Raw genomic sequence first — 24353 nt, 5'->3', positions numbered from 1 at the left:
GACGCTGTAGAGTTCGACCGACACACTCGCGGAGGAGTTCGCCATGACCCACACAGTGGACTTCACGACGGTATCGACCGAAGGCCTCGAATCTTCCCCGGTCGCGGACGCATTGGCCGGCCTGCGCGCCAACGAGGCCCGATACTTCAAGAACAAGTACGACCACGTCTTCACCGTGGAGCCGGCCAAGGAGGCCCAGTCGACCGTCGACTGGGTCAGCCGGATCCTCGAGGACGAACGCGGCATCGTCATCGCCTCCCGTCCGCTCGAGGCCACGGCCTTCGAAGCGGACGGCATCCGCTTCGCCTACGTCTTCTACGAAAGCGGCCTGTCGATCAACGTCATGTATTCGATCGACGATTCCGGTAAGCGAGCGGTGGGTTTCAAGCTGTCCGACGGGATGGAAATCCCCACGGAACTCTCGTCTTTCAAGTTCGCGAGGCAGAAGTCGAAGCTGGCGGGCACGATCCGCGGCTCCTACTTCGTCATCAAGAACCAGTACTGATTCGCGGTCAGGCCAGGCGGACATCCGCCGTGGCAAGGCCGAAAACCTTGCGGCCCGCCGACTTCGCGACGATGACGACGACCGCCGTCCTGTTCTCGGGATCGATCGACTTGATGCGGCCCGTGAACTCCACCGTGCCGGCGGCGTCGGCCTCGATAACGGTGTAATTCGACAGCCTGACACCGTATCTGATCACCGCGCCCGGGTCACCGAGCCATCCGGTGACGAAGCCGGCCCCCAAACCCATCGTGAGCATGCCGTGCGCGATCACGTCGGGAAGTCCCGCGAGCGCGGCGATCTCGGCATGCCAGTGGATGGGATTCGCATCCCCGGAGACCCCGGCGTAATTCACCAGATCACCGCGCGTCAGGTTCACCGACCGCGCGGGAAGTTCGGCACCGACGGTGATGTCCTCGAATCGAAGCGCGGTATGCGGGGTGCGCGTGCGTGAGACAGGCGAAAGGCGCACCGCGGCACCGGAATCCGGGTCTGCCGACGGCACGTTCACCTCCGCGGCAGCGGTCGTGATCCGGGGAATGGTGTCGAGACCGCTCATGACGACGCGTTCGATCGTCTCGCTGATCTCGGCGCCGACGTCCGCACCGGTGAGGCCGAGGACGGTCGTGTGCATGATCTGCGCGATGTCACCGAATCCGTCGGTGAAGGTGTTGGTGATGGTGAGCAGATCCCTGCCCCCGATACGACGCACCGAGGACAATTCCACATCGCTGACCAAGCGGTCGCCGGTGAGCACCGGCTTGTACATCTCGAATACCTGGTCCGTCTGCACGACCACGTCGTAGCCGTTCATGACGTCCTCCAGCAGCCGGCGATTGGCCAGCATCGCGACGGTGGAGATGAAGGTGGTCGGCGCGATGAGCCCGGCGTATCCGAGCCCACGGGCGGCGTCCTCGCTCCAGTGTGCCGGGTGGAAGTCCTGTACCGCTCGCGCGTACTCGCGGATCTTCTCCCGCCCCACCTCGTAGAAGTCGTCCGTGCGATAGCGATGCCCCACCAGCCCGGTCACATCGAACGTCGCCTCCACCAAGGCCTCTCCTCCATTCGGATCACGTCGACACTCGCACCGGCAGCACCGGATTCACGAGTGCGACATCACCTTCTCACACGACACCGGCTTCGGCGCGCGGCGCGAAGCTCACTCGGTAGACCTCGTCGGGCGGTCGGTCGACGGCGCAGCAAGGTCCGCACCCGTGCGGCCTCGCGGGTGAGGTGGTCACGCTCCGGCACGCTGGTGGCGGCGGCCGATGCCGCGGCGTACAGGTCGGCTGCCCGCCCGCACCGGGCGCCGCGGACAACTCACCGGCCAGTTCGAGCGCCCACTCGATGATCGACTACTCGCCGGGGTCTGCAGTCGTGCGGCGAAGTCTTCCATGTATTGCATGGGCGGTGATCTCCTCCGGGGCCCACTGATCCATCGGTACGTCGTTGACCGCCGCGGGCGCACCCCGATAGTGCTCGAGCAGTGGGTATTCGGGCATCATCGTCTCCTCGGTGGGCACGGCACGGAACCGGCCGTGGTGGTCAGGCCCGCTGACGTTCGGCCCGCTGCCGGACCAGTTCCTCGACCGCACTGGGCAGAGTGTTGTCGAAGTCGATGAGCTTCACCCAGGTCGGGGTGATGACGATCCGGACCATGCCGTCGTAGAGCGAGCGGACTTCCGCCTCCCACTCCACGCGCTGTTCGGGGGTCATCTCGTAGCTGCCGTTCATCTGCAGGTATTCCTCGGGGATGCCGTCGACGACGTCGAGTTCGGCATGTCCGCGCAGAAGAAGGATCTTCGGCGGATGAACCTCGGTGTCGATCGTCAGCGCGACCTGAGGATTGTGCCGCAGCGAGTGCAGTTTCGGGGCGTTCTTCGTCGTGCAGAGCACGATCTGCGAGCCGTTCCAGGTGAACGCGATCGGGACGTTGCGCGGGGTGCCGTCCTTGGCGACGTACGCCAGACGCAGCAGGTCGCGGGCCAGCAACTCCCGGCTGATCGGGCGGTCGAGGATTTCGGTGATCTCGTGCTGTTCCATGACTGTCGCTCCTGTGTCGGTGTGGTCGAGCGCGCCGTTCTCGGTCGCTCGTATCTCTGGGACGGAGCCGGTTCGGCGTTCTCGACATCGGTGGCGAATGTTTGACGAAATCTTTTCGAGGCGTCCGTTGCATCCGAGTCGGTCGATCCCGTGCGTTCCGATGCTCGCACGCCTGGGACGGAGCCGCCCGAGACCGTAGGCGGCGCCACGAGAGTGGTCTAGCATCGAACATGTGTTCGCATCGGATGAGGGGGCGGAGGAAGGGGGCCGTCAGGGGCGGGCGGCGATTTTGCATGCCGACCTGGATTCGTTCTACGCGTCGGTCGAGCAGCGGGACGCACCGGAGTTGCGGGGAAAGCCGGTGATCGTCGGGGGCGGGGTGGTGCTGGCGGCCAGTTACGAGGCGAAGGCGTACGGGGTGCGGACGCCGATGAATGCGCGGCAGGCGTTGCGGCTGTGTCCGCATGCGGTGGTGGTGCCGCCGCGGATGTCCGCCTATGCGCAGGCGAGCCGGGCCGTATTCGAGATCTTCCGCGACACCACGCCGGAGGTCGAGGGCATCTCCATCGACGAGGCCTTTCTCGATGTCGCTGGGCTACATCGCATTTCGGGCGCCCCGATCGATATCGCGGCCGGATTGCGGGCGCGGGTGCGGGCCGAGGTCGGACTGCCCATCTCGGTCGGCGTGGCGCGAAGCAAATTCCTCGCCAAAGTGGCCAGTGCGGTCTGCAAACCCGACGGCCTGCTGCTGGTGCATCCCGAGGCCGAACTCGAATTCCTGCATCCGCTGCCGGTCGAACGGCTCTGGGGGGTGGGTGAGGTGACCGCCCGGACATTGCACGAACACGGCATCACCCGGATCGGGCAACTGGCCGATACCGACCCGATGGAGTTGTGTGGTCTGCTCGGTCGCGCCGCCGGCCGGCATCTGCACGCCCTGGCCTGGGCACGCGATCCGCGCCGGGTCGACACCGGTCGCCGGCGCCGATCGATCGGTGCGCAACGCGCGCTGGGGAACCGGCCTCGCACCGATGCCGAGATCGAGGCCTACCTGCACGGCCTGGCGGATCGGCTCGGGCACCGGTTGCGGGCGGCACGACGGATCTGCCGAACCGTGGTGCTGCGCTTACGGTTCGCCGATTTCGGTCGCGCGACCCGTTCGCACACCCTGCCGACCGCCACCGACGATGGGGCGACGATCCTGCAGGCCGCCCGCACTCTGCTCGGCGCCGCTCGCCCCCTGATCGAGGAACGCGGCATCACCCTCATCGGCCTCGCCCTGACGAACCTGCAGAATACGGATCCACGGCAGCTGATGCTGCCGTTGGACGCCCGCCCGGACACCACGCTCGACGCGGCACTGGATGCGGTGCGCGACCGCTTCGGCGCCGGAACCGTCACCCGGGCCGCACTGCTCGGGCGCGGTGAGGGCTTGTCGGTGCCGCTGCTCCCCGACTGATTCGCCGGGCCACGGTCACTGCGCCGGTAGCAGTCCGCGCGCCACCAGATCATCGAACAACACCTGGTCGACAGGCGGCACCGCGGCCCGGTCGGCGTAGGTGAACCAGGCGATTTCGGCGATTTCACTGCTCGGCTCGATGGTGCCGGCGTAGTCCGCGGTGTAACAGCTCATTCGCACCGAAACCTCGGTGGTGCCGGGCAATTCGGCCTCGTAGGTGCCGACGTGGGCCACCGATTCCGGAATCAGCACCACGGTGAGCTCCTCGGAGATCTCCCGGATCAGCGTCTGCCGATCGGTCTCCTCGCCCTCGCGCTTGCCGCCGGGAATGTAGAACTCGTCCTTGCCGTCCGGGCGGGCGCACAGGATCCGGCCGTCCTCGATCAGCACCCATGCCACGGTATCGATGAGGCGTCGTGACGATTCGATCCGCATCCGCGCAGCCTACCCGGGTGTACCCGACCACCCGAGCGTCGGACGACGCCTCCGCGGCCGCGTGATAGACAGAGCTGAACGCAGTGATCGGAAGGTGTGGTGCGATGCCGGACAGTACGCAGCCGACGGGTCCGGTGGATCTGATCGCGCAACGCTTCCGCCGCGGCAGCGCCGCCGGCGAGCATCGCGATGGGGCCCGCCTGGCCCTGGTCATCGAGGGTGGCTCGGCCCGCGGTGTCTATTCGCACGGCATGGTGACCGGTCTGGAAGAACTCGGGGTGCTGCGGTGTTTCGACGCGGTCTACGGCGCCTCGGCCGGCGCGCTGAACGGGGCGTGGCTGCTGTGCGGGCGAGCGGCGCGGGCGCGGCGCGCCTGGCATTCCGATGTGGTGCGGCGGGTGATCTCCCCGGCCCGGGCGTTGCGCGGCGGTCGGGTCGTGGACACCCGATATCTGGTGCACACCGTGTACGAGCGCGTCGTCCCGATGGATTTCGCGGCGATCCTCGGCAATGCGGTCACCTTCCACCCGATCGGCACCGATATCGCCGACGGCAGCGCCGTCGATCTGCGCCCACACATCAGCGATATCCCCACCCTGCAGCGCGCGCTGCGCGCCAGCACCTGCATGCCGGTTCTGGCCGGACGTCCCGTGGCGGTGGGCGACGGGCGCTACGTCGACGCCGGACTGTCCGAATCGGTGCCGATCACCACCGCCCGCGCCCAGGGCGCCACCCACATCGTGGTGCTGCGCACCCGGCGGGCCGATGAGAAGCCCAGCGTCCCTTCGGATTTCGAACGGCGCGTGGTCGCGCAGGTGCTCGGCGCTTCGGGCCCGAAAGTGGCCGAGAGCTGGTTCGCCCGCGCCGCGCAGTTCGCAGCCGACGAGCACCGCATGACGGCCGACCCGTCGATTCTCCAGATCCGCCCACCCCTGGGCGCGCCAACGATCGGCCGGGTCGCCCGCGATTCCGCGGTTCTGTTGCGCGCCTTGGACCTGGGGCGCGCGGCAACCTTGGCGGCGCTCGGCGGCGCGCTCGAATCCGCGGGAAACGTGGCAACCTGAGTCGGCGCAACTGTCGAATCCACCCGAATCCCGGCAACGACCTGCGGCAACTCCCCTTGCGGATCGAGCCGGCTTACCTGTTCCGGGGCCAAGTCGGGGTTCCGGTAGCAACTGCCGAAAAAACAACGGATATGGCGTAGCCGCGGTGGGCCGAGGCTGAATCACGGGTTCGGTCTGCGGTGATCGCTGGTTGCTGGTTGGGTTGGCTCCCAACGTTATTGGTTGGTGCCGGAGCTCAGGATTCGTGGCAACGCGGGTGTTCGCGGATGGGGATTTGGCGCGGCTGCGGGAGTTCCCGGAGATCAGCCGCGAGGAGCTGTTTCGGTACTTCACCCTGTCGCCGGCCGATGCCGCCTTCATCGATCCCGGGCGTGGTCGCGGTCCGGCCGATCGGCTCGGGATTGCGATCGCGTTGTGCACGCTGCCGTAGTTGGGTTCGGGCCCGATCGCGTGGTGACCGCCCCGCGGGTGGCGGTGGCGCGGCTGGCCGAGCAGTTGAAGTTCCATCCCACCGAGTCGGGTGATCCGACCAGGCCCGGTGAGCATGGTCGAACGCATCGCCCACGCCCGTGCGCAGGCCCAGCGCGAGACCTACGACCGTCTGGCCCCCGAGTTCACTCCGGCCCGCTGCGTCGAGCTGGACGCGGCTGCTGGTCACCGATGCGTCGCTGGGGGGGTCACGCCGCCGCGGTGGTCCTGCGGCGAACGAGATAGATCGCGGCGCCGAGCACAACGACCGCGCTGCCGGTGAGCACCGACAGCGCTGGCAGCGTGCAGGCGAGGACCAGGCAGCCGACCAACCCGACCACGGGGATGAGCCGCGCTGGCCGGCCCTCGGATGGGGTCAGTGTCCAGGCGGCCGCGTTGGCGATCGCGTAGTAGAGCAGTACGCCGAAGGACGAGAACCCGATCGCGGCACGGACATCGGTGGTTGCGGCGGCGATGGCGACGATCGCGCCGACTGCCAGTTCAGCGCGATGCGGCACGGCGAATCGGGGATGGACCGCTGCCAGGGCGTGCGGTAGATGCCGGTCGCGGGCCATCGCCAGCGTCGTGCGCGAGACTCCGAGGATCAAGGCGAGCAGCGAACCGAGCGCGGCGATCACGGCTCCGATGCGCACCACCGGCTCGAGCCAGCCGACACCGGCAGCCGCCACCACGCTCGACAGCGGAGCGATCGTTTCCGACAATCCTTGCGGCCCGAGCACACTCAGTGCCGCGACAAGCACAACCGCGTACACGAGCAAAGTGATTCCCAAGGCGAGCGGAATCGCGCGGGGAATCGTGCGAGCGGGGTCGCGGACCTCCTCACCGAGGGTGGCGATCCGCGCGTATCCGGCAAAGGCGAAGAACAGCAGTCCCGCTGCCTGCAACACCCCGACAACGGTGATGTCCGAACCCCATTGCAGCCGTGCGGCATCGGCGGTGCCGCAGGTGGAGGACGCGACCACCACCGCGGCGAGCACGGCCAGCACGATCGACACGATCACCCGGGTCAGCAGGGCCGACTTCTGTACACCGCGATAGTTGACCGCGGTCAGCGCGATGACCGCCGCGGCGGCGACGGCGTGGGCCTGCTGCGGCCACGCGTACGCGCCGACAGTCAAGGCCATCGCCGCACATGACGCGGTCTTGCCGACCACGAAACACCATCCGGCCAGATATCCCCAGAACGCGCCGAGCCGTTCGCGCCCATACACATACGTGCCACCCGAGGCCGGATAACGTGCGGCCAACCGCGCCGAAGAGGTCGCATTGCAGTACGCCACCACCGCCGCGACCGCGAGCCCGAGCAACAGGCCCGAGCCCGCTGCCCGCGCCGCCGGACCCAGGGCGGCGAAGATCCCCGCCCCGATCATGGCGCCGAGCCCGATCACGACAGCATCGCTCAGCCCCAAGCTGCGACGCAGCTCCTCCGTCGCGACCGACCCCGATTTCCTGGACACCATGCTCCTGACGCAGACCGATTCGTAAATACATCAAATACAGTTGATGTAATCGCTGCTATCCTCAGCCTATGACGTCGACCCGTCAAGCGGTCCCACCGTTTGTTCATCTCGCCGCGCACCCGCTGCGCTGGCAGTTGCTGACCGAGCTGTCGGACAGCGACTATCGCGTGCGAGAGCTGGTGGCCCGCGTGGGCGAGCCACAGAATCTGATCTCCTACCACCTGCGACTACTACGCGACGGTGGCCTCGTCACCGCCACGCGCAGCAGTCACGACGGCCGAGACAGCTACTACCACCTGGACCTGGACCACAGCGCCGAGCTGCTCGCCGGAGCCGGGACAGTACTGCACCCGGCCTTGCGAATGACGCCCGCGCCCACCGCATTCGAACCCGCGACGCCGTTCGCGGTGCTGTTCGTCTGCACCGGCAACAGCGCCCGCTCCGCGATCGCCGAAGAGCTGTTGCGCTTGCGCACGGGCGGCCGAGTCGAGGTGTTCAGCGCCGGAAGCAATCCGAAGCCGGTCATGCATACCGACACGGTGCGAGTGCTGCGGCAAGAGTACGGCATCGACCTGGCCGGCCGCCTTCCCCGCCGCCTCGACACCCTCGCCGATCATCGCTTCGATGCGGTGATCACCCTATGCGACAAGGCCCGGGAGGTCTGTCCGGACTTCGGTGACGACCCTCGATGGATCCACTGGAGCATCCCCGACCCGGCGGCCTCACACGGCAGCGACGACGACACGTACCCGAGGTTTCAAGCCACGGCCGCCGAAATCGACACCCGCATCCGCTATCTGCTGCCGACTCTCACGAAAAGGACTGCCTGATGACACCATCCACCACCGAATACGCCAGCGTCCGCTACCTCGTCGATGACGTCCAGGCAGCGGCCGACTTCTACACCGGCCACCTCGGTTTCACCCTGCACACCTACGCCATCCCCGCTTTCGCCGACGTCGTCCGAGGTCCACTGCGCCTATTGCTTTCGGGCCCAGCCAGTTCCGGCGCACGCGCCACCCCCGCTGACGCCGCCGGACCAGGCGCCAATCGCATCCACCTCGTCGTCGCCGACCTCGACGCCGAGATCGAACGCCTCCGCGCCAGCGACATCGAATTCCGCAGCGACCTGGTCAGCGGCCCAGGCGGCCGCCAAATTCTGCTCGCCGACCCCGCCGGCAACCTGATCGAACTGTTCCAACCGGCCACCGCGGTCAGCAGCACGCCGCGGTGATCGGTCCGGCAGGCGACGCCGTATTACCTTCCTGTGATCGCGCACCCAGTGCACTACTTGGTGGCAAAACGTGTGCTGTCCCGGTCAACTCGGTCGCACCTTCGACGGATATCTGCTCATGCCTGCGGGTTCAACAGCGTCGCCCGAATGCCTGCTATACCCCGGATAACGGGCTGTTATCCGGGGCAACCCAGGCGAAGGCGGGGGGATGGCGGCGAAGGTGACCCGGCTGCGAACCCGCCGGCACGGACTCTGCGCTGCGCGGCCGAGGCGTTCCTGGACACCATCGGATCGCCCAACACCCGTCGCGCCTACGCCATCGCGATCGTCAAGACCGTCGACGCCCTCGACGAGCCCGGCCCGATCGGGCGCTCACGCGCCCTGGAACTCCCGGCGCGCCGCGGTCGGCAAATGGCTGCACTGGTGCGCTCGCGCAGAGGAACTACTCCAGCTCAACATCGAAGACCTGGACCAGACGGGCCGACGCGCCCCGGTGAAGTCCAAAGGCGCCAAACCCCGCACCCGCCGCCGCGGCGCCGCCCGCCACAACCGACCGCCGACGCTGAGCTGCGTCTTTTCCATATCCGTTGTTTTTTCGGTGATTGCTGCTGGGACCCCAAGTCGTGCCGATGCAGCGCTGGCCGACCGGCAGCGGGAGCAGCTCTCGAAGAGCTCAGCCCAGGTTCAGTTGGTCGCGGCCGGTGGCGCGGGCGAGATGGACGGCTTCGGCCCGGAGTAGCTCCGAGTCGACATGTTCGTCGTCGAACATGCTCACGGTGAGGGTGTTGTCGATGGTTTCCCACGTTCCGGCGATCCGGCCACCGACGAGGACCAGGGGCGAGATCCAGCCGGCGGTCCGGCTGACCTTCGTGCGATGGGCCGGAGGGAGGAGGACCGGATCCGTGGTGCCGGGGCCGAGAACGTATTGGTCGAAGGGACCGAGCAGGCGGACGCTGTCGGTGGGAGTGGTGGCGGCCGGATCGGCGGCGTCCTCGGTGCGGATCCAGGTCCGGCGGCCCTCGACATCGACTTCGGTGAGTTCGGATCCCAGATCGGAGAACCATTGGCGCACAGTGGTTTTGCGCAACACGCCACGGATGAGCCAGGCGTTGAACGCCTCCGGTGTGCCCGGACCGTAGGCGCCGAGATAGGCGTGGATCAGGCGTGACGCCGCGATGTCGGCGGGCGGCAGGCCGCTCCAATCGCTCACCGCATGCGCCGGGGCGGTGAAGGTCACCGATGATCCGCGAGCGGGCCCGTAACACAGCGCCCCTTGCCAGGCCAGCGGTTTCAACAGCGCGCCCCAGCCGGACCGCAGCTGCTCACCCATCGCCGCGAAGCGGCGGTCACGTACCAGTTCGTCGACCAGTTCCGTCCGGCTCAGCACGGCGCCGCCGTCGAGCAGTTCGGCGACCGCGTCGGTCAGCGCCTTCACTTCCCCGGGGTCGGCGCCGAAATTGCGTTGCCACGCGGGCTTCTCCCACGTGCGCGCCGAGGCGATCAGAGCCAGCGCGGCGGCCGCGGTGTCGGGTGTCATCGCGTGCAGCGTGCCGCGCATCGCCCACGTCTTCAGCAGCTCGCCGGCGTCGAGAGCGCGGACGAGCTCTCCGGGCGCTCCCCCGCGCCGCACGGCCACCGCGGTCTCCGCCGCGGACGTCACCTGCGCCTGCACCCCGGCCAGTCGCCGCGCCACCGCGACCGCATCCCCGCCCTCACGCGCTTCGACGAAGCCTCGCCGCAATCGCCACGCGAACACCTGACCCCATGTGACCTTCACCGCACCTCCCACGTCCGCACACCCGCCGATCCGCGCGCTCACCTTACGGCTCACCACCGACAACCACGGAGGCGTGACGCCTCGCACACCTCGAGGGCAATTCATGCGTGTTTGTGCATGTATTGCTAGTCTGTTGCCGTGACTCCGAAATCCGAAGACTCCCCCGAGCCGTTCTGGACGCTGGAGACCCGGCTCGCCTCGGCACTGCTGATCCTGGCCGGATTCGTGGGCGCGGCCGCCTACACCCACTCCGAGGGCTATTTCGTCACGTTCATGACCGGCAACACCGAGCGTGCCGTCATCGGCGGATTTCTCGGCGACTACACCCTCGCGGCCGGCGCCTTCGCCCTGATCGTGTTCTTTCTCGCCGGCGTCCTGGTGGCCTCGATCTGCCGCCGGCACTGGTGGCGCAATCACCCGCACGGCGCGACCATGCTCGCCACCGCCGCCCTCACAGCGGCCGCCGTCCTCGACACGATTCTCTACCGGCACGACTCCGATCTCGGACTGGTGCCGATCCTGCTCGTCTCGTTCGGGATGGGGTCGCTGAACACCTCGTTCGTCAAGAAGGGCGAGGTGTCGATCCCGGTCACCTACGTCACCGGAACCCTGGTGAAATTCGCTCAGGGCGTGGAGCGGCATATGGCCGGCGGCACCCATCGTGAATGGCTGGGCTACGCGGTGCAGTGGCTGTCGTTCGCCGCCGGCGCCTTGATCGGCGGTCTGGTCTCGCTGGTCGTCGAGGGCGGCGACATGCTCTACACCGCCGTCATCGCCTCCGCGATCGTGGCCGCCTACACCTGGCGCGCGGACCTCAGCTGGGTGCAGCGCCATCCCTCGTCGGACTGACGGGCACTCCTGCGAGTAACGGGCGCGGCCGTGGTATCTGCGCGACCGGCGGCACCGAATCATAGATGTCAGGTCGTCTCGCCGGCCGCGTTCGCGCTGTCGCCGACCCGCCCGGACCTGGGTTGCGGTGGATGTAGGTCTCAGAGGGTTCGTATCAGAGGGTCAGGCGTCGGAGAAATGAGGTTCCGGTGAACACTGCTGCCGATATCGACGAGATGGGTCCGATCGACTATCTCGTCATCGAGTTTCCCGCCGACCGGCAACCGGACGGATCGGCGTTGCCGCTGCTGCGAGATCTGGTGGACCGCGGTGTCATCCGAGTCCTGGATCTGGCCTTCGTGCACAAGGATGCCGACGGTTCGCTGAGCGGGATCGACATCGCCGACGTCGGGTTGACCGGAGACCTGGATGTGACCCTGTTCGCCGAGGCGGCGACCGGGTTGCTCGACGAGGGTGATCTGCGCGAAGCCGGTAACGCCTTGGAGCCCGGCCATTCGGCCGCGGTCCTCCTCTACGAGAACGCGTGGGCGGCCCCACTGGCGGTCGCGTTGCGGCGCAACGGCGCCGAACTCGTCGCGTCCGGCCGCATTCCGGTGCAGGCCATCCTCTCGACCCTCGACAAACTCGAGGCTGATACCTAAGGAGAAGCAGCATGCCCGGACTACTTCGTGGCGTCGCCCGCACCGCGGTGGTCGCCGGAACGGCCACGGCCGTATCCAATCGCGTGTCGCGCCGTCAGGGCCAGCGCTGGGCCGCGCAGGAGGAGTATCAGTACCAGCAACAACCGCCGCCGCCCGCACCGAGCGGCGGGGGCACCGACCGCATCGCCGCCCTGAAGCAATTGGGCGAGTTGAAGGCCCAGGGGGTGCTCACCGAGCAGGAATTCGAATCGGAGAAGGCGCGCATTCTCGCGTCGTGACCACCGGGCGCCACCACACGGAGATCAGGAGAAGCAGCATGAAACTCGTCAAGGCGGTAGCAGTGCTGGCGACCGGTGCGGCAGCGCTGATTCCGATCGCCGCATGTTCCTCGGACAACAACAGCAGTCCGGCCACGGTCACGACCACGGAGCACGGCGAGCACACCGATATGCGAAGCAGTCTCGCCACCACGGCCTCGTCGGTGGTCGGCTCGGCCCTCAACTCCGCGCAGCAGGCGGTGCAGAACGCGATCAACGGCGTCCTGTCCGCGGCGCCGATCACCTTCGACAAGGGCAGCTCCGATCTGAGCCCGACCGACGTCGCCACGATCAAAGCGGTGGCGCTTCCGCTCAAGGGCAACGACACCGCGGTGAAGATCGAAACCTACGCCGTCGACTCGAACTCCGGGGCGGCCGACTCGCTCGCCGAGGCGCGGGGCAACAACGTCGCCACGGCCCTGCAGAACGAGGGGATCGACAAGGGGCGCATCTCCGTCCACGCGGAGGGCAATCCGATCGAGTCGAACGTGCAGATCGATCAGGCGACGATCTCCGTCACCATGAAATAGCCGTCACCGTTCGGCGGCCGGCTCGCCGCCCTCCGCCTCCGTGCGCGTCGGGCCGGGCATCAGCACCTTGGTGATCGTCGCCGCCCCGACCACCACCAGCGACAGCACGAAAAGCCAACTGATGGCGGTGAACACCGGGCCCAGCAGCCCGAACTTGGCCTGCGCGGACGCCGTGATCTTCGGCAGTACCAGACGTCCCGCCGCCCGGACCGCCGTCAGTCCGACAGCTGTCAGGGCCCCGGTCGTCCACAGTGCCGGCCCGCGCAGCTTGCCCAGCGTGAGCAGGTACGCGCAGAGGGTCCACACGATCATCCACACCAGCAACTCGCCGCCGACGGTGAGAGGCAGTCCGAAGTAGCGCAGTCCGGCGAGTTCGCGCACGGCCCCGATGGTCGCCGCCGAGAATGCGACGACAAGCAGGACCACCGGCCAGCGCCAGGCATCGCGCAAACCGATCGCCGGCACATCCCACAGCTTGCCGTAGATCCGGGCGAGGGTTTTGGCGAACGAGGCGCCGCTGATCACGACCATCAGCAACCCGACGACCCCGAACGCGGCGAATGTCGGATCGCTTGCCGCGACGACACCGAAGGCGGACCGGAACGTCGCCCGGTCCAGGCCCAGTTGGTCGTCGATCGCGCGGGTCGCGAGATCCAGCTGGGAGAAGACGGACCCGGCGATGATCACGGGCAGCACGCAGGTGAAGATCTTGGCCGCCAGCGTCATCGATCGATCCACGATTTCGATATCGGCGAATTCGCCGATCACCTGCCGGAGCGGCCCGGACCAGGAACCCGGTGAACCCCGGCGCGCCGCGGCCGTCGTGGCGCTCAGATTCATCGACCACATAGCGTCGATTCAACTCCGGCCGATGCGTGTGCGCGAGCGCCGAAACACCGATATTCGTGGCCGGGTTATGCGCGCGGGCCGGGTCGCTTGTCCATCAACCGCAGAATGAGCGGGGTGAAGATCAGCTGCATCGCCAGATCCATCTTGCCGCCCGGCACCACGATGCAGTTCGGGCGCGACATGAACGAATCGTGCAGCATCGACAGCAGATACGGGAAATCGATCACCTTCGGATCGGCGAAACGGATCACGACGAAACTCTCGTCGGCGGTCGGAATGCTGCGGGCGGTGAACGGATTCGAGGTGTCCACGGTCGGCACCCGTTGAAAATTGACGTACGTGCGCGAGAACTGCGGGCAGATGTACTTCACGTAGTCGGGCATGCGCCGCAGGATCGTATCGATCACCGCCTCGCTGGAATAGCCTCGCTCGGTCTTGTCACGAATGACCTTCTGAATCCATTCCAGGTTCACTATGGGCACCACACCCACCAGCAGATCCGCGTAACGCGCCACATCGACGGTGCCGGTGACCGCGGCGCCGTGCAACCCCTCGTAGAACAGCAGGTCGCTGCCGGGGGCGATTTCCTCCCACGGCGTGAACGTGCCCGGTTCCAGTCCGTAGGGTTTGGCCTCGGTCTCGTCGTGCAGATATTTGCGCACCAGGCCGACGCCGGACTGGCCGTAATCGCGAAAGAGGCTTTCCAGTTCGGTGAGCAGATTGGCCTCCGGGCCGAAATGCGAGAAATGCAGGTTCAGATCGGCTTCGGCCTCGGCCATCGCCGCCTGCATTTGGCCGCGATCGTAGCGATGGAACGAATCCCCCTCCACGATCGCGGCATTGATGCCCTCCCGCCGGAAGATCTCCTGGAAGGTCCGGGTGACGCTGGTCGTTCCGGCGCCGGAGGAACCGGTAATGGCGACCACGGGATGCTTGCGCGACATGACGTCTCGATTCGATCAGCCGGCGTTCAATGGCGCGCCGGTCGGAACAGGGTGCGGGTGCCGAACAACGACGCGTCGAACGGTGGCCCGGCATCGGGTTCACGGTGATAGCGCTCGATCCGGCGCACCTCGTTGAGCGATCCGAAAACCAGCGGGATCTGCTGATGCAGGTGCTCGGGAATCACCTCGAGCACCCGTTCATGGCCGGTAGTCGCGGCACCGCCGGCCTGTTCGATGACAAAGGCGATGGGATTGGCGCCGTAGAGCAGCGAGACCCGCCCCGGCCGGCCGGGATCGCGGGTGTCGTACGGATACAGGTAGACCCCGCCGCGGGTGAGGATATGAAAGGCGTCGGCGACCAGCGACGCCACCCAGCGCATATTGAAGTCGCGCGACCGCGGCCCCTCCACCCCGTCGAGACATTCGTGCACATAACGCCGCACCGGGCGCTGCCAGAACCGCTCGTTGGCGGCATTGATCGCGAATCCCGAGGTGTCCTCCGGAATGCGCATGCGGGGATGAGTGAGGACGAAGGCGCCGATCTCCCGATCGAGAGTGAATCCGTCGACTCCGCTGCCGGTGGTGAGAACCAGCATCGTCGCCGGGCCGTACAGCGTGAATCCCGCGCACACCTGCCGTACGCCCGGTTGCAGAAAATCCGCCGCCTGCGGCGCCCGCCCGTCCTCCGGTGCGCGCAGCACACTGAATATCGTGCCGACCGGCAGGTTCACGTCGATATTCGAGGAGCCGTCCAGGGGATCGAAGGCCAGCATGTATTTGCCGCGGCGCACCTCCCCCGGCACCGGATGGAATCCGTTCATCTGTTCCGACAGCAGCGCCGACAACGGCCCGCTCGATTCGGATTGCTCCACCATGATGTCGTTGGCGATGGCGTCCATGCGTCGATGCAGGCTCACCGGCGGATCCGTGCCGTCGGATGCGCCGAGCGCGCCCACGATGCGACCGCGGGTCACCTGATTGGCGATGATCTTCGCCGCGGTGGACACCACATTCAGCAGCGCGGAGAATTCTCCGGAAGAACCGGGATGCCGATGTTCCTGTTCGATCGTGTAGCGGGTGAGGGTTTTCATTCCGTCGGGCATGCCACCTCCTCCGCGGCACGCGCACCATCGCCGAAAACGCTGCTGCCGTAGATGTCTTCGGCCGTCAACGTCGTCAGATCGGCCTTGCCGAGCGGGCGATGCTCCTGCACGAGCCGATTGGCCTGGCGCAGCCGGCACCGGTCCACGGCGTTGCGGACACTGCGCGCATTCGCGAACCGCGGCCGCGCCATCCGCACCTCGAGGTAGTCGTCGAAGGCCGCTGCCGCCGAATCGCCGAACCGGAAATTCTGCTGTGCCACCATCACTTCCGCGATCGCCAGCAGTTCCTCGCGCGTGTAGTCCGGGAATTCGATGTGGTGGGCCACGCGCGAGGACAGACCGGGATTCGCGGAGAAGAACGTCTCCATCCGGTCCGGATATCCGGCGAAGATCACCACCAGGCTGGAACGTTCGGTCTCCATCTCCTGCAGCAGGATCTCGATGACCTCCTGTCCGTAGTCCCGTTCGTTCTCCGGCCGGAACAGGTAATAGGCCTCGTCGATGAACAGCACTCCCCCCGCCGCTTTGGCCAGTGCTTCCTTGGTCTTGGGTGCGGTGTGGCCGATGAACTGGCCCACCAGGTCGTCGCGGGTCACCGTGTGCACCTTCGGTTTCCGGATGTAGCCGAGGGCGTGCAGCATCTCCGCCATCCGCAGGGCGACCGTTGTCTTCCCGGTGCCGGGACCGCCGGTGAAACTCATGTGCATGGTGGGACGGTCGGCCTGCAATCCGAACCGCTGCCGGGCCCGGTCGATCAGCAGCAACGCCGCGATCTCGCGCACCCGCTGCTTGACCGTGGCCAGCCCGATCAGTTCCGCATCGAGGCGGGCCAGGGTGTCCTCGACGTTCTTACCGGCCAGATCCGTCGACAGATCGACGGTCGCGTCGTCGGCCAGCGTGATCTCCGACGGGTCGGGATCCGCGGGCGGCTCGATGTGATTCGCACCCGCACCGCTCGCCCCGGGCCGGTACATCCGGAATCCCGATCCGCTGCCCGGTGTGCCGCCGGACATCGCCGGCCTCCCGTCCACCATCGCCTCAGTCCCGGTAGCGCGCGCCCGCGGGCACGTCGGTGGCGTAGGACCGCAGGCCGTAATGCTGCCGGCGATCCTCGGTCTCGGTGCGTACCACCAGGAAGCCCGGTTCGTCGGTGGGCCGCTGCACCAGGAAACTCAGTGCGGTCGTCTGCCGGCCGTAGCTCGCGTCGTAGGCGTTGACGCGGATGTAGTGGTGCGGGAACGTCGAACGGCAGGCGTTCACCTCGGCGAGCACACCGTCGGGTTCGTCGAGGTCGAACAGCGGCAACCCCCACATCTCCCAGTAGACGTTGCGTGGATGCGGATCGTCGGTGTACTCGATCGAGACGGGCCAGTTGTTGAGCAGCGCATAGCGGATCTGAGCGCCGATTTCGGTATCGGCCAGGTCGGGCAGATGGGAGAACGTCCCTTGACGCAGATGCATTGCGTCTCCTTGTGTGTCGTCGGGTCGATCGGGCCGGGCGGTCAGGCGGTGACCGTCGGTACCGCGTCGGGGGCGTCGGTGGAGGTGTAGTCGAAGGTGACATCGCCCCAGGTCGCGAGCGCGACGTCCAGTGACGGACAGATCTTCGCCGCGGCGCGCAGGGCGTCGGGACCCTCCTTCAGCAGATCGCGACCTTCGTTGCGCGCCTTGACCATTGCCTCCAGGGCGACCCGGTTGGCCTCCGCGCCCGCGGCGATACCCATCGGGTGGCCGATGGTGCCGCCGCCGAACTGCAGGATCGCGTCGTCGCCGAACAGATCCAGGAGTTGATGCATCTGCCCCGCGTGGATTCCGCCCGATGCCACCGGCATCACTCCGGGCAGACTCGCCCAGTCCTGGTCGAAGAAGATGCCGTTGCGCGGATTGGCCGGAATGTGGTTGTCGCGCAACGTATCGTAGAAACCCTTCACCGTGTGCGGGTCCCCCTCGAGCTTGCCGATGACGGTGCCGGCGTGCAGGTGATCCACGCCGATGAGGCGGCACCATTTCGCCAGCACCCGGAAGCTGACACCGTGGGTCTTCTGCCGGGTGAACGTCGAATGCCCGGCCCGGTGCAGATGCAACAGCATGCCGTTGCGCCGCGCCCACTTCGACATCGACTGCATCGCCGTGTAGCCGACGGTGAGGTCCATCATCACGATCACGCTGCCGAGCGATTTCGCGAACTCCGCGCGCTCGTACATATCCTCCATCGTGGCGGCCGTGATATTGAGATAATGACCCTTCAATTCTCCCGTTTCCGCGGTTGCACGGTTCACGCCCTCCATGGCGAACAGATAGCGATCGCGCCATCGCATGAACGGCTGCGAGTTGATGTTCTCGTCGTCCTTGGTGAAATCGAGGCCGCCCTTACACGCCTCGTACACCACCCGTCCGTAGTTGCGCGCCGAGAGGCCGAGTTTCGGCTTCACGGTCGCCCCCAGCAACGGCCGGCCGTACTTGTTCAGATATTCCCGTTCCATAACGATTCCGTGCGGCGGTCCCTGAAAGGTCTTGACATAGGCCACCGGAATACGCATGTCCTCGAGCCGCAATGCCTGGAGCGGTTTGAAACCGAAGACATTGCCGATCACCGAGGACGTGAGATTGGTGATCGAGCCCTCTTCGAAAAGGTCCAGATCATAGGCGATATAGGCGAAATACTCTCCCGGCCGCCCCGGTACCTCCTCGACCCGATAGCATTTGGCCCGGTAGCGGTCGTGCGCGGTGAGCCGGTCGGTCCACACGACAGTCCATGTGGCAGTGGAGGATTCGCCGGCCACGGCAGCTGCCGCCTCGATCGGGTCCACCCCCGGTTGCGGCGTCACCCGGAACACCGCCAGCACATCGGTATCGCACGGTTGATAGTCCGCGTCGTAATAGCCCATCGACGCATACGAGTGCACGCCCGGATCCCAGCGGTCACGAGTCGATTCGTCGGTCATCGGTCCTCCTGTATTTTGCGGGACACCCGCACCCGGTCGGCGTCGCGAGCCGCTGCGCGAATCTCACCTGCGACACTTCTTGGGATGGTGCGGCGAGTGCGCAGATTCAGGATGCGGGCACCGCCCGGCGAGGACAATTCGATTGTTTCCGGTCTCGCTCAACCGAATCGTTGAGTTTGCTACCGTCTGTAGATGGGAACGGTGAGTGCGGTCCGAATGGAAACGTTCCTGGCTGTGGCCCGGCACAACAGCATTCGGCGCGCCGCTGCGCAACTGCACATCACCGAGGCGGCCGCATCGGCGGCGGTGGCACATATCGAAAAGCAGCTCGGCGCGAAACTGATCGCGAAATCCGGACGCGGTATCGCACTCACCGAGGCGGGGCGGGTCTATGCCGAATACTGCCGCAGCATCCTGGGTTTGATGAAAGAGGCGCATGCCGCGGTCCGCCGCGCCGAAACGGGGCGGTTGCGTATCGGGGTGGTGGCGACCGCCGGGGAATACGTGCTGCTGCGGCTGCTGGTGTCGTTTCGCGACCGCTACCCCGAGATCGAACTGGGTCTGTCGATCCACCCGCGCGATCTGCTGTTCATCGAATTACAGCACCACGAAACCGATCTCGTGATCGCCGGGCGTCCGCCGCGCGACACCGGACTGGTGGTGCGGGCGCGCCGGCCCAGCCGCCTGGTCGTGGTGGGAGCGCCGGGACGATCCCACGATCCGCGCACCACGACCTGGCTGTTGCGCGGCCCCGGCTCGGGCACCAGGGACACCACATTGGCCCTGCTGGATCGGCTGCAGATCCGCCCACCCGCCCTCACCCTCGGCACCCACGGCGCCGTCCTCGCCGCCGCCCGGGAAGGGCTGGGGATCACGCTGATTCACAGCGACGCGGTGGAAGCCGATGTGGCGCAAGGCAATCTGGTCGTCGTGCCGGTCGAGGGAACACCGCTGGACCGGCCGTGGCATGCGGTGACGACCGGCACCCCGACTCCGGCGGCGCGCCTGTTCGTCGCGCATATGGTCGATCCCGACCGGGTGGGTGACCACGCCTTCCACCCGACCACCGACCACCCCGCCGGCCCCTTGCCGACCACCTCCGCCGCCCCCGACCCGGCCCCGAAGCGTCATTCGGCCACGCGACGCCCCGGCACCGGACCGGAAGTGTCTCCACGGCCGGAGCCGTAGCGTTACGGCTGCCAGGGATCGGCGCCCATCTCGGGCTTGAGATGGTGCAGATTGGTGATCCGGCGTGCGGATTCCCGCAACTGGCGCCTGTGCTGCTCCAACGCGGGGTCGTTGGTCACCACCGACCGGTGATATCTCTCCGCGATCGCCAGGTGGTTCTCGGCCAATCGGTTGCCGATGTAGTAGCGGGTGTCGCGACCGGCATTGTTCCACTGGTCCGGAGTGATCCGGCGTATCGCCGTCTCGGAGTCCCAGGATCGCTCGACCAGCCGCACGAAATTGTGATCGATCGCGGCGCCGTCCTCGGGAGCGTTGGCGTGGCGCCTGAAGTTGGCCGCGGCCACCACCGCCTGCGCGGAGAAGGCCTCGTGCGCGCGATCGCCGACGTGGTTGTCGACGGCCATCGACGCGGCGAGCGCCTTTTGCAGCGGGGCGAACCCGTACGGCGACGCGTCCCGGAGGCTCGCCTTCTGCACGGCCAATGCCCGCAGCGCGTCGATGACTCCCTGATCGGTGGCTCCGGTCGCCAAAAGGGTGGGAGCGAGGTACAGATCCGGCACCCGGCTGTCGGTCAACCCGTCCAGCGCGTTGGCCACGCCGAGGGTCGACTCCAAACCGTCGCCGCCGGCGCGCGCGAGCGCCTTCTCGCGCCAGTTCAGCCGGTTCAGCTGGAGCCATTGCGCACCCTCGCGGTTCAGGGGCGCGCTGTCCATATTCGCCAGATCCGCGCGCTTGCGCCGTAGCGCGAACGGATTCAGCGGTCCCATGGTGCGCCCGGCGGCCCAGGCGGCGATCGGTGACGAGTTCAAGGTGTTCAGGGCCGCCACGGTGGTCAAAAGCTTCGTCGGAGAATGCCCGCCGGATCCGCCACCGGGCATGCCGAGGGCGGTCTTTCCCCCGGCCCCCGTGGCGAAGCCACCCTGGGTCGCGAGTGCGAATCGGTTGGCGATCCAGTCGTTTCCTCTGTCCAGGTTGAAATCGAGGCGGCGCAGCTGCGTGATCGCGATGATCTCGACACACACGACGATTATCAGAACCGCGAACACCTGGCCCTGCGCCTGGTCGAACAGGCCGCCGAGAAGGACGAGATATATCCCGAGAAATATAATGAAGGCCACCATTTTGAATCCGGACACGAAGGAATGCACGAGACTTCGCACCAGATGCGTCTGGGTGGGTCCGTATATGAATCCGCCCGCGGCGAACCCGAATATCGTCATGAACGCGTAGTAGATGGCGTCGAACGCCGTGCGCATGATCTTGAGTGCCATGTAGACGCCGAACAGGATTGTTATCAAGCCGCAGAGGATCAGCACCAGGCCGGTACCGACCTGCGACATCGTCGGATGGTCGATGCGGTGGATCGCATCCATGTCATGACAGTTCTCCAGGCCCGAGTGCAGCAGATTCTTGCTGCCGGCCGTGATTCCGGCGGTCCACGCGTTCCGGCACGCGGAATTGCCGTCGATGACATGTCCGAAATTCCATACCTGCACCGGCTTGCGTACCAAGTTGTCCGCCAGGCCGCTCTGGATGTTCTTCACAAATTCACCGGCCGCGGGCATGGATCGGCCTTGCAGGCCTGCTACCACGGCAATGCCGAGGTCGCGGCCCTGGGCCATCAGTCCGTCGGAGGAGAGGACATCGGCCAGCGGGTTCGCCAGGAAGAACGGTCCGGCTATGCCGATGAGAATCATCGTTACCGCTTGTGACGTGGCTTTGGAATGGAATCCGCGCACGACGAACCAGGCCACGACGAGTGCGCCGATGGTTGCCGCGGTGACGAGCATCATCGGAGTCGCTAGCTGTTCGGTGAGTGCGGAGGCCAGCCCGCGCAGCGGGTTTGCCAGCATATCCAGCCATTTGAAGCTGAGGGCCATGCCGATGAGCCATATGGCGGTCGTCATGATGACGACGTACAGGATCAGTTCGAACCCGAGAGCCGACCACAACACCGTGGTGCCGGGATGCAGTATTCCGGGGTCTTTCGTGGCGAATTGATAGTTCGCCAGCGGGGCCCCGGTGGAATCGTGTATCTGCATCCAACTGACGGCATCCACGGATGAACTGTCGTCTCCGGTATCGGTACCGGGTTGCGCCCGCGCCATTCCGATCATGCCAGGCGGTGCGAGGACGGCCAGCACCGAGAGAAACAGGAAAAGAAAGAGCCGGCGGCGTATCGGCGAAATGCCGGGCTTCGACGGACTCGCCATCGGCTGTGAAGCTGCGGTAATGCGATCGATTCTCATCGGTCGTGCCAACTTCCGGTAAGAGAGCAGCGTTGTAGCCGTGCCGAAAGCCGCCCTTCGACTCGGGGCGTTTTTTTACATGCTCGGACTACCCGCCGCTCGCATTGTCGAGGGGGTTCACACAGGTGATGCGCGGCCGGAACCCGAGCCGCCGCAGACAGAATTCGCTACGGAGCCCAGCGATCCGGCTTCGATATCAGTGCTGTTGCAGACTGCGATGCCGACAACCAGTGCAACGCAGACGGAAAGGCGTGATCACCCGAGTCGCGTCGTCATCGCAAGCGACGGCGACCGCGTCTCCAGGCGGTGAAACGGCGATCGACGTTACATCGCGAGCTCAGCTCGAGCGCCGGCGTCCCACTCGGGGTTTCGAGTGGTCGAAGCGCTGTGTTGCGCGCGGAGTTCGTTAGCCGCTGTGTTCATCGCCGTCCTGAGTCCGTTAACCCATTATTCAAGTCCAAGATACCCTGTGCCCGAGGCATTTTCGACCCTCCAGGCCTGGGACGCCGGGCCCGGAACGTCCGCCGTCGATCCGGCCGGCAGCGTGTCGCGCGGGAACAGTGCGCAACCGCCACGCGGAACGCGGCCGGGTCGGCCGAAGAAACACGCGGCGCCGTCGATGAGCAGGCCGAACGCGTCGGGATCGAGCGGGAGGGCATACTTACTGAATCGGATATCGCCGACGGTGCGGCTGCCGACGGTCCCAGCACACGCGTAGGAGCGACAACGCCCATGATCCAGCAGGAGCGCGCACGCAGCGCGGAGGAACTTGCCGAGGCGGCGGATCTGTATTTCGCGCTCGGCAGGATCACCCGGCTCCTGCGGCGCTCCGGCGACCTGGGTTCGCTGAGCCCCGGTTCGGCGGCGGCACTGGGCACGCTGGTGCGCAGCGGTCCGATGCGACTGGGCGATCTGGCCGCCGCCGAACACGTCACCGCCCCCACGATGTCGCGCATCGTGTCGGGTCTGGAGAAGTACGGATACCTCGAACGCACCGCCGACCCGGCCGACGGCAGAGCTCAGTTGCTGACCGTCACCGAACAGGCGAAATCACTGGTCAACGGACTCACATCGGCCCGGATCCAGCGCTTCGCCGCCGCCCTCGACGATATCGATCCGCAGCAGCGCCGCACGCTCGGCGACGCACTGGCCGTGCTCGTCGCACGGCTCGACGACGACGGCTCCCGGTAACGGCTTGACTTGGAGCACACTCCAAGTCGTAGCGTCGGCCTCGTGAGTTCGCAGGGACTCACCATCCAATCCGATGGCACCTCAGGAGGACCGCTCGCATGATCGCGACCAGGAAACTCGGCGAATTGACCGTCGGCGCACAGGGACTCGGCTGCATGGGCATGAGCCAGGCCTACGGTGTGCGCGACAACGACGAGGAGTCGATCGCCACCATCCATCGCGCCCTCGACCTCGGGGTGACCCTGCTCGACACCGCGAACGTCTACGGCGCCGGCGCCAACGAGGAGTTGGTGGGCCGGGCCATCGCCGGTCGGCGCGACCAGGTGGTCCTCGCGACCAAATTCGGCATCGTGTGGGGCGAGGGCGGGAGCATGGGCGCCCGGGGCGACGCCGCCTACGTCGCGCAGTCCTGCGACGAATCGCTGAAGCGCCTCGGCGTGGACCACATCGACCTGTACTACCAGCACCGCGTCGACCCGAATGTGCCGGTCGAGGAGACCTGGGGCGCGCTGTCGGAGCTGGTCACCGCGGGTAAGGTCCGCTACCTCGGCATCTCCGAGGCTTCCGCGCAGACCATCCGCCGCGCGCACGCCGTACATCCGGTAACCGCACTGCAGAGCGAATGGTCGCTGTGGACGCGCGGTATCGAAGCGGAGGTTCTGCCCACCTGCCGCGAACTCGGCATCGGAATCGTGCCGTTCTCCCCGCTCGGGCGCGGCTTCCTCACCGGCTCGATCACCTCCACCGCCGATCTGCCCGCCGACGACCTGCGCCGCGCGCTGCCCCGATTCGCCGACGACAACATCGACCGCAACCTGGCCGTCGTCGCCGAACTGCGTGCGATGGCGGAGGAAAAGGGCGTGACCGCAGGGCAATTGGCGCTGGCCTGGGTCCAGTCCCGCGGTGACGACGTGGTCCCGATTCCGGGCACCAAGCGCCGCACCTATCTCGAGCAGAATGTGGCGGCCACCGAGATCGAGCTCAGCGCCGAGGATCTGGCGCGGATCGAGGCCGCCGCCCCGGCCGACGCCTTCGCCGGAGCCCGGTATCCCGAGCACCTGGCCCGCGCCGCCGGCAAGTAGCG

General features: G+C 66.7%; 24 protein-coding genes and 2 pseudogenes. 13 read left to right on the top strand and 13 right to left on the bottom strand.

Annotated elements, in window-relative coordinates:
- The first annotated feature begins 43 nt into the window (after positions 1-43).
- Positions 44-505: a phage tail protein gene (locus tag ACPCUW_RS14555; RefSeq protein ID WP_423425324.1), complete on the top strand. Its 462-nt coding sequence runs from the start codon at positions 44-46 to the stop codon at positions 503-505.
- Positions 506-512: 7 nt separating this feature from the next.
- Here ACPCUW_RS14555 and ACPCUW_RS14550 read toward each other — a convergent pair whose 3' ends face one another.
- The 3 genes and pseudogenes from ACPCUW_RS14550 to ACPCUW_RS14540 all read right to left on the bottom strand — a co-directional run bounded on the left by ACPCUW_RS14550 (position 513) and on the right by ACPCUW_RS14540 (position 2545).
- The gene (locus ACPCUW_RS14550; RefSeq protein WP_423425322.1) at positions 513-1553 is read right to left on the bottom strand and encodes a fused (3R)-hydroxyacyl-ACP dehydratase subunits HadA/HadB; all 1041 of its coding nucleotides are present in this window, start codon (positions 1551-1553) and stop codon (positions 513-515) included.
- Between the two features lie 235 nt (positions 1554-1788).
- Positions 1789-2004 (bottom strand): annotated as a pseudogene (locus tag ACPCUW_RS14545) (hypothetical protein); the annotation flags it as partial.
- Positions 2005-2047: 43 nt separating this feature from the next.
- Positions 2048-2545 (bottom strand): pyridoxamine 5'-phosphate oxidase family protein, encoded by a 498-nt coding sequence (locus tag ACPCUW_RS14540; protein ID WP_063014779.1) that lies wholly within the window; start codon positions 2543-2545, stop codon positions 2048-2050.
- A gap of 232 nt (positions 2546-2777) precedes the next feature.
- On the opposite strand from ACPCUW_RS14540, the gene dinB reads away from it, so the two are divergent.
- Positions 2778-4004 (top strand): DNA polymerase IV, encoded by a 1227-nt coding sequence (dinB, locus tag ACPCUW_RS14535; protein WP_181063943.1) that lies wholly within the window; start codon positions 2778-2780, stop codon positions 4002-4004.
- A 15-nt stretch (positions 4005-4019) separates the two neighbouring features.
- Here dinB and ACPCUW_RS14530 read toward each other — a convergent pair whose 3' ends face one another.
- Positions 4020-4439: an NUDIX hydrolase gene (locus tag ACPCUW_RS14530; protein WP_423425319.1), complete on the bottom strand. Its 420-nt coding sequence runs from the start codon at positions 4437-4439 to the stop codon at positions 4020-4022.
- Positions 4440-4543: 104 nt separating this feature from the next.
- Between ACPCUW_RS14530 and ACPCUW_RS14525 the strand changes: the two genes are divergently transcribed.
- Positions 4544-5503 (top strand): patatin-like phospholipase family protein, encoded by a 960-nt coding sequence (locus ACPCUW_RS14525; protein WP_423425317.1) that lies wholly within the window; start codon positions 4544-4546, stop codon positions 5501-5503.
- A 244-nt stretch (positions 5504-5747) separates the two neighbouring features.
- Positions 5748-6192 (top strand): annotated as a pseudogene (locus ACPCUW_RS14520) (DUF4158 domain-containing protein); the annotation flags it as partial.
- Here the strand turns inward: ACPCUW_RS14520 and ACPCUW_RS14515 are convergent.
- Positions 6181-7449, bottom strand: coding sequence for an APC family permease (locus ACPCUW_RS14515; RefSeq protein WP_423425315.1), 1269 nt, complete (start codon positions 7447-7449; stop codon positions 6181-6183). The pseudogene ACPCUW_RS14520 and the gene ACPCUW_RS14515 sit on opposite strands and share 12 nt — an antisense overlap.
- 71 nt (positions 7450-7520) lie before the next feature.
- Between ACPCUW_RS14515 and ACPCUW_RS14510 the strand changes: the two genes are divergently transcribed.
- Entirely contained in the window at positions 7521-8282 is a 762-nt protein-coding gene (locus ACPCUW_RS14510; protein ID WP_423425313.1) for an ArsR family transcriptional regulator, read from the top strand.
- A complete protein-coding gene (locus tag ACPCUW_RS14505) occupies positions 8282-8686 on the top strand; it encodes a VOC family protein (RefSeq protein WP_104365281.1) in 405 nt (134 codons plus the stop codon). Before ACPCUW_RS14510 ends, ACPCUW_RS14505 begins: the two co-directional genes overlap by 1 nt.
- 673 nt (positions 8687-9359) lie before the next feature.
- On the opposite strand, the gene ACPCUW_RS14500 is transcribed toward ACPCUW_RS14505, so the two are convergent.
- Positions 9360-10463, bottom strand: a complete 1104-nt coding sequence (locus ACPCUW_RS14500; RefSeq protein WP_423425311.1) for a winged helix DNA-binding domain-containing protein — start codon at positions 10461-10463, stop codon at positions 9360-9362.
- Positions 10464-10601: 138 nt separating this feature from the next.
- On the opposite strand from ACPCUW_RS14500, the gene ACPCUW_RS14495 reads away from it, so the two are divergent.
- The 4 genes from ACPCUW_RS14495 (at position 10602) to ACPCUW_RS14480 (ending at position 12800) form a co-directional block, all read left to right on the top strand.
- Positions 10602-11312 carry a YoaK family protein gene (locus ACPCUW_RS14495; RefSeq protein WP_423425309.1) on the top strand — a complete coding sequence of 237 codons (711 nt, stop codon included), beginning with the start codon at positions 10602-10604 and terminating at the stop codon, positions 11310-11312.
- Positions 11313-11527: 215 nt separating this feature from the next.
- Positions 11528-11953 carry a DUF6325 family protein gene (locus tag ACPCUW_RS14490; protein WP_423425397.1) on the top strand — a complete coding sequence of 142 codons (426 nt, stop codon included), beginning with the start codon at positions 11528-11530 and terminating at the stop codon, positions 11951-11953.
- An 11-nt stretch (positions 11954-11964) separates the two neighbouring features.
- Positions 11965-12231 (top strand): SHOCT domain-containing protein, encoded by a 267-nt coding sequence (locus tag ACPCUW_RS14485; RefSeq protein ID WP_063014769.1) that lies wholly within the window; start codon positions 11965-11967, stop codon positions 12229-12231.
- Positions 12232-12269: 38 nt separating this feature from the next.
- Positions 12270-12800, top strand: coding sequence for an OmpA family protein (locus ACPCUW_RS14480; protein ID WP_423425307.1), 531 nt, complete (start codon positions 12270-12272; stop codon positions 12798-12800).
- A 3-nt stretch (positions 12801-12803) separates the two neighbouring features.
- Here ACPCUW_RS14480 and ACPCUW_RS14475 read toward each other — a convergent pair whose 3' ends face one another.
- The 6 genes from ACPCUW_RS14475 to ACPCUW_RS14450 all read right to left on the bottom strand — a co-directional run bounded on the left by ACPCUW_RS14475 (position 12804) and on the right by ACPCUW_RS14450 (position 18641).
- Complete coding sequence (locus ACPCUW_RS14475; RefSeq protein WP_423425305.1) at positions 12804-13640, bottom strand: hypothetical protein; 837 nt, start codon at positions 13638-13640, stop codon at positions 12804-12806.
- A 74-nt stretch (positions 13641-13714) separates the two neighbouring features.
- On the bottom strand, positions 13715-14593 hold the full coding sequence (locus ACPCUW_RS14470) for a phosphoribulokinase (RefSeq protein ID WP_423425303.1): 879 nt from the start codon (positions 14591-14593) through the stop codon (positions 13715-13717).
- Positions 14594-14619: 26 nt separating this feature from the next.
- Positions 14620-15696: a class 1 fructose-bisphosphatase gene (locus ACPCUW_RS14465; protein ID WP_104363876.1), complete on the bottom strand. Its 1077-nt coding sequence runs from the start codon at positions 15694-15696 to the stop codon at positions 14620-14622.
- Entirely contained in the window at positions 15681-16709 is a 1029-nt protein-coding gene (locus tag ACPCUW_RS14460) for an AAA family ATPase (protein ID WP_423425301.1), read from the bottom strand. The genes ACPCUW_RS14465 and ACPCUW_RS14460 overlap by 16 nt, the downstream gene beginning before the upstream one ends.
- Before the next feature lie 25 nt (positions 16710-16734).
- Positions 16735-17157 (bottom strand): ribulose bisphosphate carboxylase small subunit, encoded by a 423-nt coding sequence (locus tag ACPCUW_RS14455; protein WP_423425300.1) that lies wholly within the window; start codon positions 17155-17157, stop codon positions 16735-16737.
- 41 nt (positions 17158-17198) lie between these two features.
- The gene (locus tag ACPCUW_RS14450) at positions 17199-18641 is read right to left on the bottom strand and encodes a form I ribulose bisphosphate carboxylase large subunit (protein ID WP_063030384.1); all 1443 of its coding nucleotides are present in this window, start codon (positions 18639-18641) and stop codon (positions 17199-17201) included.
- A 192-nt stretch (positions 18642-18833) separates the two neighbouring features.
- Between ACPCUW_RS14450 and ACPCUW_RS14445 the strand changes: the two genes are divergently transcribed.
- Complete coding sequence (locus tag ACPCUW_RS14445; RefSeq protein WP_423425297.1) at positions 18834-19829, top strand: LysR family transcriptional regulator; 996 nt, start codon at positions 18834-18836, stop codon at positions 19827-19829.
- Between the two features lie 2 nt (positions 19830-19831).
- On the opposite strand, the gene ACPCUW_RS14440 is transcribed toward ACPCUW_RS14445, so the two are convergent.
- Positions 19832-21889 carry a TcpD family membrane protein gene (locus ACPCUW_RS14440; protein ID WP_146098557.1) on the bottom strand — a complete coding sequence of 686 codons (2058 nt, stop codon included), beginning with the start codon at positions 21887-21889 and terminating at the stop codon, positions 19832-19834.
- A gap of 921 nt (positions 21890-22810) precedes the next feature.
- Here ACPCUW_RS14440 and ACPCUW_RS14435 point away from each other — a divergent pair.
- Positions 22811-23269 carry a MarR family winged helix-turn-helix transcriptional regulator gene (locus ACPCUW_RS14435; RefSeq protein WP_030514401.1) on the top strand — a complete coding sequence of 153 codons (459 nt, stop codon included), beginning with the start codon at positions 22811-22813 and terminating at the stop codon, positions 23267-23269.
- A gap of 98 nt (positions 23270-23367) precedes the next feature.
- Positions 23368-24351, top strand: a complete 984-nt coding sequence (locus ACPCUW_RS14430; RefSeq protein WP_063014749.1) for an aldo/keto reductase — start codon at positions 23368-23370, stop codon at positions 24349-24351.
- The last annotated feature ends 2 nt before the right edge of the window (positions 24352-24353 follow it).

The sequence above is a fragment of the Nocardia sp. AB354 genome, assembly GCF_049538315.1.
Taxonomy (GTDB): Bacteria; Actinomycetota; Actinomycetes; order Mycobacteriales; family Mycobacteriaceae; genus Nocardia; species Nocardia nova.
This window is presented reverse-complemented; position numbering and strand designations above follow the sequence as displayed.